This window comes from Micromonospora sp. DT15, assembly GCF_049841475.1.
Lineage (GTDB): Bacteria > Actinomycetota > Actinomycetes > Mycobacteriales > Micromonosporaceae > Micromonospora.
In genome coordinates this window covers 481050-497363 of record NZ_JBNCKJ010000003.1, presented here as the reverse complement: position 1 = coordinate 497363, position 16314 = coordinate 481050, and the positions used below count along the sequence as shown (strand labels likewise).

Sequence of the window (16314 nt, the reverse complement as noted above, 5' to 3'; positions counted from 1 at the left end):
TGTGGTCCCCGTTCTGGTCAGGTCGTGGTGGGTACGGTCACCGTCGGGAAGGGACGGCTCGGGATCTCCCGGCGCAGCACCGGCGCCACCTCGGCCTGGAACAGCTCCAGGCTCTCGCGGTGCTGCTTGTCGGTCAGCCCGTCATGGTCGGCCTGGAGGTGGATGACCTCGTGGCCGAACTGTTCGTGATAGCGCAGCACCTTGTCGACGAGCTGCTGCGGGCTGCCGACCAGGATCGAACTGCGGTCGATGGCGTCCTCCAGGGTGCCGAAGACCGGTGGCACGCCGAGTCGCCGGAACGCGGCCACCCGGGCGTCGAAGATCGGCCGGTACCGCTCGATCGCCTCCTGCGAGGTGCGCGCCACGTGGAAGCCGGCGGTACCGGCGCCGACGAGGGCGTCGGCTGGGTCGTGCCCGTAGTGCACCCACCGTTCCCGGTAGTGGCGAATGAGTTCGGCGTACGGCTCGATCGGGTTGGTGACGTTCGCGGAAAAGATCGGGTCGCCGTACCGTGCGGCGAGGTCGACGGAGTCTCTGCTGGTGGCGCTGCCGTGCCAGACCCTGATGGGCTGTTGGAGCGGGCGCGGCCAGGTCTCGGCGTCGGACAGCGACGGCCGGTACGTCCCGGACCAGGTGACCTTCTCCTCACGCCAGAGCCTGCGGAACAGCTCGTAGCCCTCCCGGTTGCGGTCCCACTGGTCGTCTGCGGTGACGTGGAACAGCTGCGCCTGCGCCGTACCGTTTCCCTTACCGATGATCAACTCGAGTCGGCCGCCGGAGAGGTGGTCGAGGGTGGCGTAATCCTCGTAGGCGCGGACGGGGTCGAGCAGGCTGAGCGTGGTGACCGCAGTGAACAGGCGGATGGTGGAGGTACGGGCCGCGATGTGACTCAGCACCACCGGCGGCGACGACGAGATGAACGGGCGCTCGTGCCGTTCACCGACGCCGTACCCGTCGAACCCGAGTTCCTCGGCGAGGACGGCCGTGTCGACCACCTCCCGAAACCGCTCGGTGGTGCTCCTCTGCTGACCGGTGACCGGGTCGGGCAGGTGGGTGATGAGCGTTATCAACAGGAACTTCACGCCGGTACCGTCACTTTCGGGGAGGCAGGGTCAGGCAGGTGGGTCGGGTCGGCGTCGCTGGCAGGCGGTGAGCGGCGGGGTCACACCACACCGACCTGGTTGACCGCGCGGGCGGGGCGGAGCCCGAGATGGTCTCGCAGGGTGGTGCCCTCGTACTCGGTGCGGAAGACGCCGCGCTCCTGAAGCAGCGGGACGACCCGGTCGACGAAGTCGTCGAGGCCACCCGGGGTCAGGTGCGGCACCAGGATGAAACCGTCAGCGGCGTCCGACTGCACGAAGTGGTTCATCCGGTCGGCGACCTGCCGTGGGGTGCCGACGAACGACTGCCGGCCGGTGACCTCGATGATCAGGTCGCGGATGCCGAGCCCCTTCTCCTCGGCCAGGGCCCGCCACCGCCGGGCGGTGCCGACCGGGTCGGAGTACATGCCGGCGCGGCCCCGGCTGATCGCGTCGCCGGAGACGTCGGGGTCCTCGGCGGGCAGGGGGCCGTCCGGGTCGTACCCGGACAGGTCCCGGTTCCAGAGCTGTTCCAGTAGCAGGATGGCGGTCTGCGGGCTGACCTGCTGCCGGCGGATGTGATGCGCGCGTTCCTGCGCCTCGGCGTCGGTGTCGCCGAGCACGAACGTGACACCAGGGATCACCTTCAGGTCGTCGGGTTGACGGCCGTAGAAGGCGAGCCGCGACTTCACGTCCCGGTAGAACTCCCGGCCGTCCTCCAGGGTGCCGTGTCGGGAGAAGATCGCGTCGGCGCTGGACGCGGCGAACTCGCGACCGTCGGGAGAGTCGCCTGCCTGGAGGATCACCGGGTGCACCTGAGGACTGCGGGGCACCGTGAAGTGCCCGGAAATGTCGAACTGGTCGCCGTCGTGGGCGAAGGCGCCGGGCGCGGCCTCGGTGACGTACCGGCCGCCGTCCCGGTCGCCCGCGATCGCCTCCGCCGGCCACGACTCCCACAACTTCCGGGCGGTACGCACGAACTCGGCGGCCCGCTCGTAGCGCAGCGTGCGGTCGAGGTAGCCGCCCCGGCGGAAGTTCTCCCCGGTGAACGCGTCGGAGGTGGTGACGACGTTCCAGGCGGCCCGCCCGCCGGAAAGATGGTCGAGGCTGGCCAACTGCCGGGCCAGCTCGTACGGCTCCCGGAAGGTGGTGTTGAGGGTGCCGGCCAGGCCCAGGTGGGTGGTGACCGCCGCGAGGGCGGCGAGCACGGTCAGGGTGTCCGGGCGTCCGACCACATCCAGGTCGTGGATGCGCCCCCGCTGCTCCCGCAGCCGCAGCCCCTCCGCGAGGAAGAAGAAGTCGAACTTGCCGCGCTCGGCGGTGCGGGCCAGGTGGACGAAGGACGAGAAGTCGATCTGGCTGCCGGAGGCAGGGTCACTCCACACGGTGGTGTTGTTCACGCCGGGAAAGTGCGCGGCCAGGATGATCTGCTTGGGCATGACGGTCTCCAATGCTCAGGCGGTCGCGGCGGCGTAGCGGCTCGCCGGTCTGGGAAGGCCGAGCAGGTCGCGCAGCGTCCCGCCGGGGTAGCCGGCACGGAACAGCCCGCGGTCGCGCAGCGCGGGCACCAGTGCCCGGGTGATCGCGGTCAGGTCGTCCGGGAGCACGGCGGGACGCAGCCGGAAACCGTCCACTCCGGCGCGGTGCCACTCGGTGAGCAGGTCGGCCAACTCCCCCGGGGTACCGGTGAAGATTGTCGCGTCGGACGTGAACTCGTCGCCGTGCAGCTCGTCGAGGCGGGTACGACGGTGCCGGGCCAATGTCGATGTCTCGTCGAGGAACACGACCAGGTCGGCGAGGACGCGCAGCGGCGGATCCACTCGGCCGACGGTCTCCTCGGCCGCCCGTACCTCGGCCACGATCGCGGCGGCGTGGCCGGGGTCTGTCGGGGTGACGAAGACGATGTCCGCGTGTCGGGCGGCGAACGCGTACGGCACCGACGAGTGCGCTAGCGCGGCGACGACCGGTTGACCCTGCGGAGACCGGGGCACGATGGAGGGGCCCTTGACGGAGAACCACCGGCCGGTGAAGTCGACGTAGTGCAGCCGCTCCCGGTCGACGAAACGGCCGGTCGGCAGATCCCGGATCACGGCGTCGTCCTGCCAGCTGTCCCAGAGCCGGCGGACCGCCTCCACCGCGTCGCCCGCCTCGGCGAAGAGGTCACCGACGAGCTGCACGGCTTCCGGTTCGTCGAGGCGGGTCAGGTCCAGTGCCGGTATGTCGCGGCGACCGAAGTGCCTGGCCTCGGCCCTGCGCGCGGAGACCCGGGGCCGCCAACCGGCCCGCCCGCCGCTGATGTGGTCGAGGGTGGCTATCGCCGTGGAGAGGTGGAACGGCTCGGTGTGGGTGGTGCTGGTGGTCGGGATCAGACCGATGTGCCGGGTCAGCGGGGCGACACGGGCCGCGATCTGCACCGCGTCGAGGCGTCCGCGTACCTCGTCGACGCGGTCGTCCGGGCCGTCGGGCCGGGACGACTGGAGGTCGAGGCTGTCCTCGATGGTGAGCAGGTCCAGTGCGGCGTGTTCGGCCTCGCCGACGAGGGCGTTCCAGTAGCGGGCGGTGAGTGGCGCTGTCGCGTCGGCGTGCGAGAGCCGCCAGGCGGCAGGGTGCCAGCCGAGGCCGTCGAGGGCCACGGCCACATGCAGGCTCGTGTCGGTCATTGGTGTCTCTCCTCCGGTCGGCCGGCGGTGACCAGCGTGGGCAGCGCGTTCAGCAGGGACCGCGTGTAGTCGTGTCGGGGGTAGGTGAAGACGTCACCGACCGGTCCCTGCTCGACCACCGCGCCCTCGTGCATCACCAGCACCCGGTCACTGAGGTGGTGCACGACGCCCAGGTCGTGGGAGATGAAGAGCAGTGCGGTGCCGTCTGTGGCGCGCAGCTCGGCCAGCAGGTCGAGGACCTGGGCCTGCACGGAGACGTCGAGGGCGGAGACCGGTTCGTCGCAGATGATGAGGCTGGGTCGGGGAGCGATGGCGCGGGCGATGGCGACGCGCTGCCGCTGCCCGCCGGAGAGCTGCCGGGGGTGCCGGTCGAGCAGGTCCGGGCTGAGACCCACGCGCCGCAGCAGGTCGACGACGTGATCGCGGCGGTCCGCCCGACCGACATCGGGGCCGACGTTCTCCGCGACGACCCGCCCGACGCTGTAGCGAGGGTCGAAGGAGCTCAGCGGGTCCTGCGAGATCAGCTGTAACGTGCGCCGCAGTGGGTAGCGGGCCCGTTCCGGCACGCCGGCCCACGGCGTCTGCTCGAAGGTGACGGTCCCCGCGTCGGCGTCGAGCAGACCGGCGACGATCCGGGCGACGGTGCTCTTGCCGGAGCCGGACTCGCCCACCAGGCCGAGCGTCTCGCCTCGGGCGATGGTGAAGGACACGTCCCGCACGACGGTGTGCTCGCCGTACCTCTTGGTCAGGCTGTCCGCGTCGAGCACTGTGTCGTCGGCGCGGACCTCGGGCCGGGCGGGCAGCGCCGTCCGTGCGCCCCCGGCCGGTGACGCCCCGGCGAGCCGGCGGCCTCGCGACGTCGCGGAGGGCACCGCGGCCAGCAACTGCCGGGTGTACGGGTGTTCCGGCGCCCGCAGTAGCCGGTGGGTGGGGCCCTGCTCGACGATCCGGCCATCGCGCAGCACCAGGACCCGGTCGGCGATCTGGGCGACGACTGCCAGATCGTGGCTGATCAGCAGGAGACTCACGCCGGCAGCGCGTCGCTCGGCGAGCAGACGGAGAATCTGCGCCTGCACTGTGACGTCCAGCGCGGTGGTCGGCTCGTCGGCGATCAGCAGCGCCGGTTCGCCCGCGATCGCCGAGGCGATCAGTGCCCGCTGCCGCAGCCCACCGGAGAGCTGGTGCGGGTACTGCCGGGCCCGGCGCTCGGGCTCCGGCAGGTGGACCTGGTCGAGCAGGTGGGTGACCCGCCCGGCCCGTTCCCGGCGGCTGACGATCTCGTGTGTGCTGAGCACCTCGCCGATCTCGGCGCCCACCGTGCGCAGCGGGTCGAGGGAGACCAGCGCGTCCTGCAGGACCAGACCGGCAAGGCGGCCGCGGACACGTCGCCAGTCCCGTGGCCGGTGGCCTCGCACATCCTGGCCGGCCAGTTCGAGTCGGCCGGCGCGGACCCGCGCGCCCGGGCCAGCGAGGCCGACCAGCGCACGGGCGGTGACGCTCTTGCCGGAGCCGGACTCTCCGACGACGGCCACGCACTCGCCACGCTCGACGGTGAAGCTGACGCCGCGTACCGCGGCCACCGGGCCGGTCGGGGTGTCGAAGTCGACGCGCAGGTCCTCGACTGTGACAAGGGCGGACATCAGCGTTGCCGCCCGTCGAAGCGGGCCTGCCAGCGGCGGCCGACAACGGTCAGCGACACCACCGTGGCGGTGACCGCCAGGCCGGGCAGGATGCTGATCCACCAGGCCACCTGGAGGTAGTTGCGTCCCTCGGAGAGCATCGCGCCCCACTCCGGCGACGGCGGCTGCGGACCCATGCCGAGGAAGCTGAGACCGGCGGCGGCCAGGATGGCCTCACCGAGCCCAATGACCGCGAGCACCGGGACCGGGCCCACCACGTTGGGGAGCACGTGTCGAAACACGAGCCGGGGCCGGGACTGCCCGAAAGTGACAGCCTGTTCGACATAACCGGAGCGGCGGACGACAAGTGTCTGACCACGGACCACCCGGGCGTGGTGCGGCAGGGTGGCGATGCCGATGGCGACGATCAGGCTGCCGGTGCCGGTTCCGGCGATGGCGATGAACAGCAGGGCGAGCAGCAACATGGGAAACGCCGAGAGTGCGTCGAACGTGCGGCTCAGCGCCTCGTCGGCGACCCGGTGCGTGAGGCCCGCGAGCAGGCCGAGCAGGACGCCCCCGGTCACCGCGATCGCGGTGGCGGCGACGCCGATGGTCAGCGAGTGACCGGCGCCGTGCACCACCCGGGTCAGGACGTCGCGGCCGAGGTGGTCGGTGCCGAACCAGTGCGCCGCATCGGGCGGACGGAGTACCGCGAGCGGGTCGGCCGCGAGCGGATCACCGGGCGCGAGTGCCGTCGGCCAGGCCGCGGCGACGACCAGCAGGATGAGGTACGCCCCGGCGGCGAGCGGGCCGGGTCGCGGCCAGGACCGTCGGCGTACGGCCCGATCGGCCGGGTCGGTGAGGGTCAGTGCCGGGGCGTCGGTGAGCGGGGGGCCCACTGTGACTGTCATCGGGGGTCAGCTCCTTCGCAAACGCGGATCAACCAGCAGGTACGCCAGGTCGGCAGTGGTGTTGACCACGACGTAGCCGGCAGCGGAGAGGGTGACCACGGCCAGCACCACAGGCATGTCCCGGGTGGTGACCGCGCTGAGCGTGACCTGGCCGAGGCCAGGCCGACCGAAGACCTGTTCGACGATGACGGTGCCGCCGACCACGACGCCGAAGACCCAGCCGGCCAGACTGACGGCCGGCAGGAACGCGTGCCGCAACGCATGGCGCACCAGCACGGTTCGTTCCCGTACGCCACGGGCGCGGGCGGTGAGCACGAACGGCTCGTCGAGGGCCTTGTCGATGCCGTCACGCAGCACCTGGGTGAGCAGCCCGGCGATGGGTAACGCGAGGGTGACGGCCGGGGGAACCAACGCGCTGAGCCCCCTGTCGCCCGAGACCGGGAAGAACCCGAACCGGAACGACAGCACACTGAGCAGCAGAAGGCCGACCAGGAACGACGGGGTGGAGACCAGCAGCAGTTCGGTGCTGGAGCTGACCCGGCGCAGCCACTGTCGCCGGTCCCCGGCGGTGGCCACCGCGACGATCAGGGCGAGCAGCACCCCGAACCCGGCGGCGGCGACCGCGAGGGTGAGGGTGGGGGCGAGTTGTTCGCCGATGATCTCGGTGACGGGGCGTTGCAGCAGGTACGAGCGACCGAGGTCGCCGCCACCCAACCGCCCGAGGTAGTCGAGGTACTGCACGACGGCCGGCCGGTCCAGGCCCCACTCGGCGGTGATCTCGGCGCGGATCTGTGGAGTGTCGGCGCCGTCGGCGACGATGTTGTCCACTGTGTCACCGGGCGCGGCCAGCAACGCCAGGTAGGCGGCGGTGGCAGCGACCCAGAGGACGACCAGGCCGGCACCGAGCCGGCGGGCCACGGCACGCACGGGTAAGCGGCTCATGTCACTTGCCGATCCACAGGTCGTACGCGCTGGCGGGCACCCCGGCGGTGGGCTCGAAGCGCACCCCGCCGACGCCGGTGCTGGCGGCGATCTGGTCGGCTGGGGCGTACAGCGGTAGCAGCAGGGCCTGCTCAGCGACGACCTGCTGTTGCAGGTCGGCATAGATGCCGGCACGCTTCGTCGGGTCGGCGGCGGCCTGACCCGCCTCCAGGAGCCGGTCGATGCGCGGGTCGTTGACCTGGGTGCGGTTGATGCCGCCCTTCGAGTGCAGCAGCAGGTTCAGAGCGGCCCCGGCGTCGGTGTCGGCGCGCGAGTTGTCGAAGACCTCGTACTCGTTGCGCTGGAACGCGTCGGTGGCGGTGCCCTGGTCGACGAGCGACACCTTGAGGTCGATGCCGGCGCTCTGCTTGACGGCCGCCTGGACGGCCTGGGCCAGGACGTCACGGCGGTCCCGGACGAAGGGCGCTGACTGCACGAGCCGTACGGTGAGCCGCCTGCCGGCCTTCACCCGGTAGCCGTCGGCGTCGCGGGCAGCCCAACCAGCCTGGTCGAGCAGCGTGTTCGCCTTGGCGGTGTCGCCGCTGTAGCCACCTTCGAGGCGCTTGTCGTACAGGGGGCTGGACGGGCTGATCACGCTCCAGGCGCGGGTGGCGGTGTCGCGGTAGACCGACCTCAGGACGGTGTCGACGTCGACGGCCTCCCGGAACGCCTGCCGGACCCGCAGGTCGTCGAAGGGTGCGTGTGAGGTGTTGAAGTAGTAGGAGTAGGCGGAGCCGGAGTTCAGCTCGCGGGTCAGGCGCAGCGTCCGGTTGCCGGTGACCAGCGGCTGGTCGGTGGCCGGTACCCCCTCGATGAGCTGCACCTGGCTCGATGTGAGGGCACCGACGCGGACCGCCGACTCCTTGAGGAACCGGTAGGTGATGCCGTCGAGGTGGGCCGGACCGGTGTGCGTCGCGGTGGGTGGCGCCGAGTCGTACGTTGCGTTTCGGCGGTAGTGCAGCTCCTGACCGGGGACGTAGCGGTCCAGTACGAACGGTCCGGTGCCGACCACGTCCACGCCACCTGCCTTGAGGTTCTTCGCCTGTCGAAGCGAGGTCGGGGAGATCTGCGCGCCCTGCGGGGAGGCGAGGAAGTCGAGGATGAGCACGTCCGGCGCGCTGAGGACGAGCCGTACGGTGCGCGGGTCGACGGCCTCGACGGCCTTGAGGTTGCGCAGTTGAACGGCGGCGACGGCCGGGGCGTACCCGGGCTCCCGGAGTTTGTCGAAGTTGGCCTTGACGGCGGCCGAGTCGAACGGCGTGCCGTCGGTGAACGTGACCCGTTCGCGCAGCGTCAGGGTGTAGGAGAGCCCGTCCGGCGCGACCGCCCAGCCGGTCGCCAGCCACGGCACCAGCTTGCCCTGCTGGTCGTAGGTCAGCAGCGACTCGAAGGTGTTCCAGACCAGCAGACGAGCCTTCGCCTGGGCGTACTGGTGCGGGTTGAGGGTGATCGGCTCGGTCTCCACGGCCCAGGTGAGGGTGCCACCGGAGCGGGGCTGACCGGCCGCCTCTGCGGCCGGCGGGGCCGCGGTGGAGCAGCCGGCGACGACGGCGAGCAGTGGGGCGAGCGCGGCGGCGGCCAGGGTTCGCAGACGGTACGCGGGCATGGTGAGATCTCCTGTCCAGGCAGGTGCGAGCGGGTATGCCGACGGTCGGCCCCTGCGCTTGGCGCGGGCCGGTGGCGGTGTCGGTGCGGTGGTGGCGCGGCGGTGCGCCTCACCTCGGCGGGCCGATACGGCCGGCCGGGTTACGGGCGTTGGTGCCGGGTCAGACCAGACAGGAACTCGACCACACCCGACCGAAGTCGATGTGGCCGCGGATCGTCAGCCGCAGCTCGCTGGACATGAGCCGAGTCCACCTCCAGAGCGTGGTGGTGTCAACGAATCGGCCGCCGGATGTCGGCTATCGCACGTGAGGACGTCGATTCGTTGACGCATAACCTACTAAGGCTATAGGGTTTGCAGGGATTACGTCCGGACCGGTGGGGAACCCAGGGCGTTGACCTCAATCCAGGTCGAGCACGACCTTGCCCGCCACCCGGCGCCCCCGCAGCGCGTCGGCGGCTTCCCCGAGACGCTGCCACGAGCCGCGCCAACCGATCGGCGCACGCAACACACCACGTGCCACGAGATCGATCAGAATCGCGAGATCCGGCCCCGCAGCGGTCGCGTCACCGAAGGACCGCAACGTCCTCGCCGCGCCCACCGCAAAGGTGGAATTGACCGGGAAGGCCGCCGGCTCGCCGGACGCCCAGCCGATGCTGTGCAACACCCCATCCGGGGCCAGCAGACCCCAGGCGGTCACCAGGGACGGGCCGCCGACCGTCTCCAGCACCACGTCGACCGAGCCGACGACCGCGTCGAGGCCGACCACCACCTCGTCCGCGCCGAGATCCGTCAGCCCGGCACCACGCGCCGCAGAGCCGACCACCGCTACCACGTACGCGCCACCATGCCGGGCGAGCTGGGTGGCGACCCGGCCCACGCCTCCGGACGCACCCGTGATCAAAACCCGGCGGCCGAGGAGCGCGCCCGATGTCCGCAAGGTACGCAGAGCGGTCAGGCCGACCATGGGCAGTGCGGCGACCTCGGCCAGGTCGACGGCGGTGGGGACCACCGCCACGCTGTCCACGTCGAACACCGCGAGGCGTGCCCAGGCACCCGCCCCGAAGGCGACCACCCGGTCACCCTCGCGAGGGCCGGTCCCGTCGATCGCGCCTCGCAGCACGTGACCTGCGGCGTCATGGCCGAGCACGCTTCCGGCCGGCCAGCCGCTGAGATGCCGGATCTCGCCCGCGTTGACGGCGGCGTGCCGCACCTCGACGAGCACCTGCCCGGGACCCGGAACGGGATCGGGCAGTTCCGTCAGCCGGAACCCCTCATCGGTGTCCGGAGCAGCAACAACCGCGCGCATGGCATCGTTCCCGTCAGTGAGAGGCGTGCCGAGGACCGGTCAGGCGGCGGGGCGGCGGGCCGCCGGGTCGTGATCGCCGGCCAGACCGGCGTAGCGACCCCTGTGGTACAGCAGGGGGGAGCCGACATCGGCGTGCCGGAGCACCTCCGGCTCGGCCAGCACCACGGCGTGATCGCCGACGGTCACCCGGTCGACGACCCGGCAGAGCAACCAGGCAAGGGTGTCGTCGAGGATCGGCACCCCCTCCGGGCCGATCCGCCAGCGGGTGGAGCCGGCGAACCGGTCGATGCCGCTCGTCGCGAAGGTCCGGGCGAGCGCCTGCTGGTGGTGGGCGAGCAGATGCACTGCCACATGTCGGGCACGGGCCACCGCGGGCCAGCTCGACGAGCCGAGATTCAGGCAGAACGAGACGATCGGCGGCGCCAGTGACACCGAGGTGAACGAGGTGGCGGTGAAGCCGACCGCCGGCGTGCCGGGAGCGGTGACCACCGTGACGGTGCTGGCCTGGTGGCGCAGCAACGTCCGCAGCGCGTCGCTGTCGGCGTCGATCGGGGCGTCGGTGGACTGGGTCATGGCGATCCTCCCGAGGGGTTGGTCCGCTGGGCCTACGAACGGTCGACGGGATCGCCCGTCAGCCGCTCGTACGGGGTCTTCTCGCCCGCCTCGACAGCGATCGGCAGCCGGTTCTCCACGGGGGGCAACGGGCAGGTCGCGAAATCGGTGTACGCACACGGCAGGTTGGTCGCCCGGTTGAAGTCGAGCGTCACCCGGCCCTGCTCGTCCGCCGCCGCGACGGAGAGGGCGCGGTTGGCCGGATAGGTCGTGACGCCCGAGGTGGCGTCGGTGAACAGCACCGACAGGCTCCCCGGCACGTGGCCGTTGAACGCGGTCAGGCTCAGCGGAACCCCGTCGACGGTGAACTCGATCCGACCGGGGGCGTCGTAGACGTGCGTGAGCCCCTCAACGGCCGCACCGACAGAGGTCGGCCGAGGGGTGTCGAACGGCACGAAGCGCCCGCGCAGGACCCATCGGCGGCTGGGCGGAAAGGTCGAGGTACCCCGGTAGGCGACACGGAGTGGGTTATCCGGGCGTCGGGGACGGAGGATGTCGTGCCCACCCCGGCGGGCCACCTCCAGCACCCCACCGTCGATGCCCACTGTGACGCCCCCGCGCTCGGTGATCGGCCCGAACGCGTGCCGGTTTCGCACCGGCCGGTCGTCAATGACCAACTTCTCGTCGGCGCCGAGAGTCACTACCGGGCCGCTCTCACCGGTGTACCACTCCCCCGGCACGTCCGGGAAACGCTGAGGCCCCGCGGTGAGCCAGTGCAGACCGGTGACGGCCAGGAAGCCGTGCGGGTCGGCCCGAACCTGCTCGTGGCTGCGGTGCCACTGCCGCCACTCCTCGTCGAACTCGAACTGGGGGTCGGCGGTGGTGTGCGTTGGGGCATCGGCGATCGTCACAGGTCCTCCTCAAGGGCGCACCACCACCTTGGCGGGGTGCGGGATACCGGCCACGCGTCGGCGGTAGGCCAGCGACGGACACCGGGCAGGCGAGGGCTCGAAGGCCCGTTCAGACGGGGCTGGGAGCGCCCGGACAGAGCTGCGCGGCGACCCGCATCAGGTCGACGACCCGGCGGGAGGTGAACAACCGAACCGGCGGCATGCGGTCGATTTTCCTACCAACAAGGTAGGATTTCAAGACCCTTGGTCGAGCATCCTCGGTAGGCCCCCACCCGCTGAGGCGCTTCACCCCGCTGATCGGCGAAGCGTTCACCCAGCCCACCGGGCACGGCGCCGTGAGCGCCCGCCACCCGGTGCGCGCGGGCCCGTCCACCACAGGTCGACTGTGGACATCAGCGGAGTACGATCCCGCTCGTACCGCAGTGGTGACCTCCAGCTGACGACCCCTCGATAGGAGCCTGGCATGGCCGGCCCGGACCCCGAACTCGCCTCGAAGCTTCAGCCTGACGTGCCGCACGCGGCACGGATCTGGAACTACTGGATGGGCGGCAAGGACAACTTCCAGTCCGACCGGGCGGCCGGCGACGCTGTCGCCGAGGTCTACCCGGAGATCGTCCTCATGGCACAGCAGTCCCGTGTGTTCCTGGTGCGGGCGGTGCGTTACCTCGCGGCCGAAGCGGGCATCCGGCAGTTCCTGGACATCGGCACCGGCCTCCCCAGCATGCAGAACACGCACGCGGTCGCCCAGGGCATCGCGCCCGACTCCCGCATCGTCTACGTGGACAACGACCCGATGGTGCTGGTGCACGCGCGGGCGTTGCTGGCCAGCACGACGTCGGAGGGTGTCACCACCTACGTTCCGGCCGACTACCACGACCCCGAGAAGATCCTCGCCGAGGCGGCGCAGACGCTCGACTTCAGTCAGCCCATCGCCGTGATGTACATGGGCGTGATGGGTTACGAGCCCGACCTGGCCGAGGTGCGGTCGATCGTCGAGCGGACGATGGCCGCGATGCCGTCCGGCAGCTATCTCGTGCTCTGGGACGGCACCGACACCAGCCCCGCCGTCGTCGCCGGCGCCGAACGGCTGGCACAGAGCGGTGGAGTGCCGTACATCCTGCGCAGCCCGGAGGAGCTCGACACCTGCTTCGCGGGGTTGACCAAGGTGGAGCCCGGCCTGGTGCCGATCCCCCTGTGGCGACCGGACGACGCTGACGCGGTCGGGATCGACGCCTACGGGGCAGTGGCCCGCAAGCCCTGACCGACACGACGTCCGCCCCGCTCCCGCCGTCGCGCCGGAAGCGGGGCGGTCGTCGTTCACCGGGCGCAGCTCATGGTCAGCCCGTCGGGAACCGCACTGGCCGTCACGAGCATCCCGAAGGTCGTTGCTCCGTCCAGCGCCAGCGTTCCGTTGTAGGACGCGTTGCGGACCGACACGTCGGCGCCGGTGGTCTCGACCACTCCACCCCAGACGGTCTGGACCCGCTCGTCACCGGACCACCGCCAGGAGACGCGCCAGCGGTCCAAGGGTTGCGTCCCGGTGTTGCGGACGGTGACCGTGGCGACGAAACCGTTGCCCCAGCGGGCGTCGATCGTGGCCGTCGCCCGGCACGCGGTCAGCGGGGCGGTCCGCGCCGACCCGATCATGTACGGGTCGCGCTTGCCGTCAGGGTCGCTGAACCGGTACCAGTACTCCGTGTCGGGCGTCAGACCCCCGATGGTCACCGTGCCGAAGCGCTCCGGGCCGGAAACGGCCTCGGCCACCGGCGTCCGCCACTGTTGGGCGTCCTCGCGGCTGGCGAAGAGGCTGACGGTCATCGGCGGGTCGTAGCCGCAGGGCGGCCGGAAGAAGATCGAGTACGAGATGGTCACGCTGGTGGTGGTGACCCCGGCGACGCTCCCGGTGATCGGCAGAGCCGGTGGGCAGGCGATGGTCGGCGACGGCGACGGCGTGGCCGACAGGGTGGGGGCGGGCGTCGCGTCGGTGGCGCTGGTCGTCCCGGTCCAGGCGGCCAGGGCCATGGTGGTGACAGCGAGGAACATGCGAAGCATCGGAACCTCCGTGGTCAGCGGGCACCGATGACCGAGGTGGTAGCCGGTGCGCGCTCCGGTTTCCGGTCATCGACAAGGCTGCCCGGCACGGGTGACATGGTCACCTCGCGCGCCCCGTGGACCGGAGGAGATCTGGTGCGCGCTGGCTCCCCGAGCACGACCGAACCACAGCATGGCAGTCGACAGGTATCGATACAACCCGATCGCCGCGCTCGCCGCGCACGTGTACTACTCCGTCATGGAGACGAGCACCCACTGGTACATCACATACTTCTTCTTCCACCCCCGCGACTGGACCGACCACCCGTTCTTCGAGACCGAGCACGAGAACGACGGCGAGGGCGCGCTGTTCGCAATCGAACGCGACGGCTCCACGTACGGCGTTCTCCGTTCGGCTGTCACCGTCGCGCACAGTGACTTCTTCTCCTACACGCCGACCGGCAGCACCTGGACCAGCGGCGGGGAGAGCATCGACGGCACTCTGAGGTTTCAGGCGTCACCGCACGACACGTTCCAGCACCCGGTGACGGCACAGGAGGCGCAGGGCCACGGCCTCAAGGCGCACCCGCAGTACGACATCAACGGCGACGGCCTGGTCTATTACCCGTCGACCGTCGCCGAGACGCCGAGCAGCGGCAACGACCGCGACGTGCGGTATCAGCTGATCGACATCTTCGCCACCGGCGGCCTGTGGGCGCAACGGTCCAACGCGAGCCTCTTCGCCAGCCTCGGCACGTTCGCCGGTGACACGTCCGGCGACTGCGGCGTCGGCACCTGGAGTTGTTCGACCAACTCGGCCAACGCGCCCTGGGGCTGGGACGACGGCAACGACGCCCCCGCGCGTGGCGAGATCGCCAGCGACCCGGCGAAGCTGGCCGCCGCGTACTTCACGGTGCCGAGCGGCCTGGCCCGCACCTACAGCTACAACCCGTACGCCGGCGCGGCAGCAGCGCTCGCCGAGGCAGCGAGGACGGCTCCGCCGACCGTCGACTGACGCCTTCGTCTCCCCGGGGTCGGACCGTCCTGGTCCGTCACCGGGGAGACGGATCGACCCGCACCCGATCGCTCTCCTTGTCAGAGAGGAAGGACGCCAGCGCCTGCCCCTGCTCGGCCACGGCATCCCGATCCGTCCGGGAGAGGCCGCCGAGCGGTCTCACGACAACCGTCCCCGAGTCGACGGTCCAGGTCGCCGCGACCCGACCGTCGACGAGCACCACGCGCTCACCGGCCACCGAGAGGTTACGGTGCGCGTCGTCGATGATCCGGCTGCGGTCGTCGTAGCCGAGGATCGCGTTGTCGAACGCCGGCAGGAACCGCACCGGGGCGGGTGTGTCCGGGTCGGGGCGCGGCGCGTCGGGAAGGTCGATGAGCTTCCGGCCACGCTCGTCGCGAAAGGTCACCAACTCGTCCCGCATGGCCGTCACCACTGCCGGCAGCCCGGCGAGACCGCACCAGGCGCGCAGGTCGGCCGTGGCCGCCGGGCCGAACGCGGCCAGGTAACGGCGTGCCAGCAGCCGGCCGACCTCATCGACCCCGGTCGCGGCCGGCGGGTCGATCTCCCGGCCGAGCCAGGCGGAGAGCAGGACGTAACGCGCGCCTCCCTTCGCCCGCCACACCCCGCGCGGCGGGACCTGCGTCATCGGGAGCAGCGCGACAGCGATCTCGCCCAGCACGCGCAGCCCCGGCGTCGGCCACCGCTCGCTGAGCGCCCGCCCGATGTCGGGCATCGAGCGGGGCTCACCGTCGGCCACCACGGCAAGCGCGGCAGCGGCGAGGTCGTCGAGGTCCACCCCGTCGAGCGCGCCGCGGTAGACCCCGAGCACGCGTTGGCGCAGCATGGCGTCGTGACGGGTGCGCCAGGCCACGACGTCGTCGGCGACGAGCAGGTGGACGGTGCGGCGCATGAGGTGGGTACGCACCACGTGTCGCTGGGTCAGCAGGGTAGAGAGCACGGTCGGGTCGAACGCGCGCAGCCGCGACCACAGCCCGATGAACGGCTCCTGCGGCTCCTGGGCCTGCAGGCCGCCGAGGTGGGCGACGGCGGCGAGCGCCGGCAGGTCGGCGCGGTCGAGCAGCATCTGCCGGGCGAGCGTCGCGCGGTTGAGCGCCCGCTTGTCGAGAATGGTCATCAGGTCCCTTCGGCCGGCCTGATTATCCGACCCGGGGCCGACAGTCTCGGTACGCGGATTCGCCCCGCCCGGTGAGGCCGGACGGGGCGAATTCGAGCGGGGTGGACCGATCAGTGCTTGCCGACGAAGATCCCGATGCCGTTGGCGACCATTCGCTCCGTACCGTCGGACGGGCTGTTGCGGGCGGTGGCCGCGGCCTGGCCCGGCTCGCGGACGGCGACCGTGCTCGACCCGACGCCCCGGGGCGTTGTCACCTCGAACGAGCCGTACGTGACGCCCGGGGCGAGCTGCTCGGTCGAGGTGATGGTGATCGGGGTGCCGGTCGCGGGTACCGTGGCGGTCGCGGCGTGGGCGACGCCTGCCGGCGTGACGAGCGCGGTGAGTCCCGCCGCGAGCAGCAGCGCCAGACGTGGGCGTACGAGGTGCGGTGACCTCATTGCCGCTCCTTTCCTGGTGCGTTCCTGGCCTGGCCGGGATGGTCGGGCCGGGCGGTTGTTGACCGGACCGG

Annotated in this window: 15 protein-coding genes; 2 read left to right on the top strand and 13 right to left on the bottom strand. The window is 71.3% G+C overall.

Annotated elements, in window-relative coordinates; genetic code table 11:
* Positions 1-17: 17 nt before the first annotated feature.
* The 10 genes from ACLQ3F_RS09820 to ACLQ3F_RS09775 all read right to left on the bottom strand — a co-directional run bounded on the left by ACLQ3F_RS09820 (position 18) and on the right by ACLQ3F_RS09775 (position 11625).
* On the bottom strand, positions 18-1082 hold the full coding sequence (locus tag ACLQ3F_RS09820; protein WP_425848056.1) for an LLM class flavin-dependent oxidoreductase: 1065 nt from the start codon (positions 1080-1082) through the stop codon (positions 18-20).
* 80 nt (positions 1083-1162) lie between these two features.
* Positions 1163-2518 (bottom strand): NtaA/DmoA family FMN-dependent monooxygenase, encoded by a 1356-nt coding sequence (locus ACLQ3F_RS09815; protein WP_425848053.1) that lies wholly within the window; start codon positions 2516-2518, stop codon positions 1163-1165.
* A gap of 15 nt (positions 2519-2533) precedes the next feature.
* Entirely contained in the window at positions 2534-3739 is a 1206-nt protein-coding gene (locus ACLQ3F_RS09810) for an LLM class flavin-dependent oxidoreductase (RefSeq protein WP_425848050.1), read from the bottom strand.
* Positions 3736-5379: a dipeptide ABC transporter ATP-binding protein gene (locus tag ACLQ3F_RS09805; RefSeq protein ID WP_425848048.1), complete on the bottom strand. Its 1644-nt coding sequence runs from the start codon at positions 5377-5379 to the stop codon at positions 3736-3738. The genes ACLQ3F_RS09810 and ACLQ3F_RS09805 overlap by 4 nt, the downstream gene beginning before the upstream one ends.
* Positions 5379-6269, bottom strand: a complete 891-nt coding sequence (locus tag ACLQ3F_RS09800) for an ABC transporter permease (protein ID WP_357198744.1) — start codon at positions 6267-6269, stop codon at positions 5379-5381. Before ACLQ3F_RS09800 ends, ACLQ3F_RS09805 begins: the two co-directional genes overlap by 1 nt.
* Positions 6270-6275: 6 nt before the next feature.
* A complete protein-coding gene (locus tag ACLQ3F_RS09795; protein ID WP_425848044.1) occupies positions 6276-7211 on the bottom strand; it encodes an ABC transporter permease in 936 nt (311 codons plus the stop codon).
* 1 nt (position 7212) lies between these two features.
* Positions 7213-8856, bottom strand: coding sequence for an ABC transporter substrate-binding protein (locus ACLQ3F_RS09790; protein ID WP_425848041.1), 1644 nt, complete (start codon positions 8854-8856; stop codon positions 7213-7215).
* Between the two features lie 397 nt (positions 8857-9253).
* Positions 9254-10162, bottom strand: coding sequence for a zinc-binding dehydrogenase (locus tag ACLQ3F_RS09785; RefSeq protein WP_425848039.1), 909 nt, complete (start codon positions 10160-10162; stop codon positions 9254-9256).
* A gap of 39 nt (positions 10163-10201) precedes the next feature.
* Entirely contained in the window at positions 10202-10735 is a 534-nt protein-coding gene (locus tag ACLQ3F_RS09780) for a flavin reductase family protein (protein ID WP_357261036.1), read from the bottom strand.
* A 32-nt stretch (positions 10736-10767) separates the two neighbouring features.
* Positions 10768-11625, bottom strand: a complete 858-nt coding sequence (locus ACLQ3F_RS09775; protein ID WP_425848035.1) for a DUF1684 domain-containing protein — start codon at positions 11623-11625, stop codon at positions 10768-10770.
* A 463-nt stretch (positions 11626-12088) separates the two neighbouring features.
* Between ACLQ3F_RS09775 and ACLQ3F_RS09770 the strand changes: the two genes are divergently transcribed.
* Positions 12089-12886: an SAM-dependent methyltransferase gene (locus ACLQ3F_RS09770; protein WP_357198767.1), complete on the top strand. Its 798-nt coding sequence runs from the start codon at positions 12089-12091 to the stop codon at positions 12884-12886.
* 56 nt (positions 12887-12942) lie between these two features.
* Here ACLQ3F_RS09770 and ACLQ3F_RS09765 read toward each other — a convergent pair whose 3' ends face one another.
* The gene (locus tag ACLQ3F_RS09765) at positions 12943-13677 is read right to left on the bottom strand and encodes a cellulose binding domain-containing protein (RefSeq protein ID WP_425848031.1); all 735 of its coding nucleotides are present in this window, start codon (positions 13675-13677) and stop codon (positions 12943-12945) included.
* Between the two features lie 172 nt (positions 13678-13849).
* Here ACLQ3F_RS09765 and ACLQ3F_RS09760 point away from each other — a divergent pair, with 172 nt between their 5' ends.
* Entirely contained in the window at positions 13850-14671 is an 822-nt protein-coding gene (locus ACLQ3F_RS09760; protein WP_425848028.1) for a hypothetical protein, read from the top strand.
* Positions 14672-14708: 37 nt separating this feature from the next.
* Here the strand turns inward: ACLQ3F_RS09760 and ACLQ3F_RS09755 are convergent, their stop codons facing one another.
* Positions 14709-15806, bottom strand: coding sequence for a winged helix DNA-binding domain-containing protein (locus ACLQ3F_RS09755; protein WP_425848026.1), 1098 nt, complete (start codon positions 15804-15806; stop codon positions 14709-14711).
* 110 nt (positions 15807-15916) lie between these two features.
* Complete coding sequence (locus tag ACLQ3F_RS09750; RefSeq protein WP_357261048.1) at positions 15917-16243, bottom strand: hypothetical protein; 327 nt, start codon at positions 16241-16243, stop codon at positions 15917-15919.
* Between the last annotated feature and the right edge of the window lie 71 nt (positions 16244-16314).

Coding starts and splice junctions, on each gene's coding strand:
- ACLQ3F_RS09815 (WP_425848053.1), bottom strand. CDS start 2,518: ATGCCCAAGCAGATCATCCTGGCCGCGCACTTTCCCGGCGTGAACAAC.
- ACLQ3F_RS09810 (WP_425848050.1), bottom strand. CDS start 3,739: ATGACCGACACGAGCCTGCATGTGGCCGTGGCCCTCGACGGCCTCGGC.
- ACLQ3F_RS09805 (WP_425848048.1), bottom strand. CDS start 5,379: ATGTCCGCCCTTGTCACAGTCGAGGACCTGCGCGTCGACTTCGACACC.
- ACLQ3F_RS09800 (WP_357198744.1), bottom strand. CDS start 6,269: ATGACAGTCACAGTGGGCCCCCCGCTCACCGACGCCCCGGCACTGACC.
- ACLQ3F_RS09795 (WP_425848044.1), bottom strand. CDS start 7,211: ATGAGCCGCTTACCCGTGCGTGCCGTGGCCCGCCGGCTCGGTGCCGGC.
- ACLQ3F_RS09790 (WP_425848041.1), bottom strand. CDS start 8,856: ATGCCCGCGTACCGTCTGCGAACCCTGGCCGCCGCCGCGCTCGCCCCA.
- ACLQ3F_RS09785 (WP_425848039.1), bottom strand. CDS start 10,162: ATGCGCGCGGTTGTTGCTGCTCCGGACACCGATGAGGGGTTCCGGCTG.
- ACLQ3F_RS09780 (WP_357261036.1), bottom strand. CDS start 10,735: ATGACCCAGTCCACCGACGCCCCGATCGACGCCGACAGCGACGCGCTG.
- ACLQ3F_RS09770 (WP_357198767.1), top strand. CDS start 12,089: ATGGCCGGCCCGGACCCCGAACTCGCCTCGAAGCTTCAGCCTGACGTG.
- ACLQ3F_RS09765 (WP_425848031.1), bottom strand. CDS start 13,677: ATGCTTCGCATGTTCCTCGCTGTCACCACCATGGCCCTGGCCGCCTGG.
- ACLQ3F_RS09760 (WP_425848028.1), top strand. CDS start 13,850: ATGGCAGTCGACAGGTATCGATACAACCCGATCGCCGCGCTCGCCGCG.
- ACLQ3F_RS09755 (WP_425848026.1), bottom strand. CDS start 15,806: ATGACCATTCTCGACAAGCGGGCGCTCAACCGCGCGACGCTCGCCCGG.
- ACLQ3F_RS09750 (WP_357261048.1), bottom strand. CDS start 16,243: ATGAGGTCACCGCACCTCGTACGCCCACGTCTGGCGCTGCTGCTCGCG.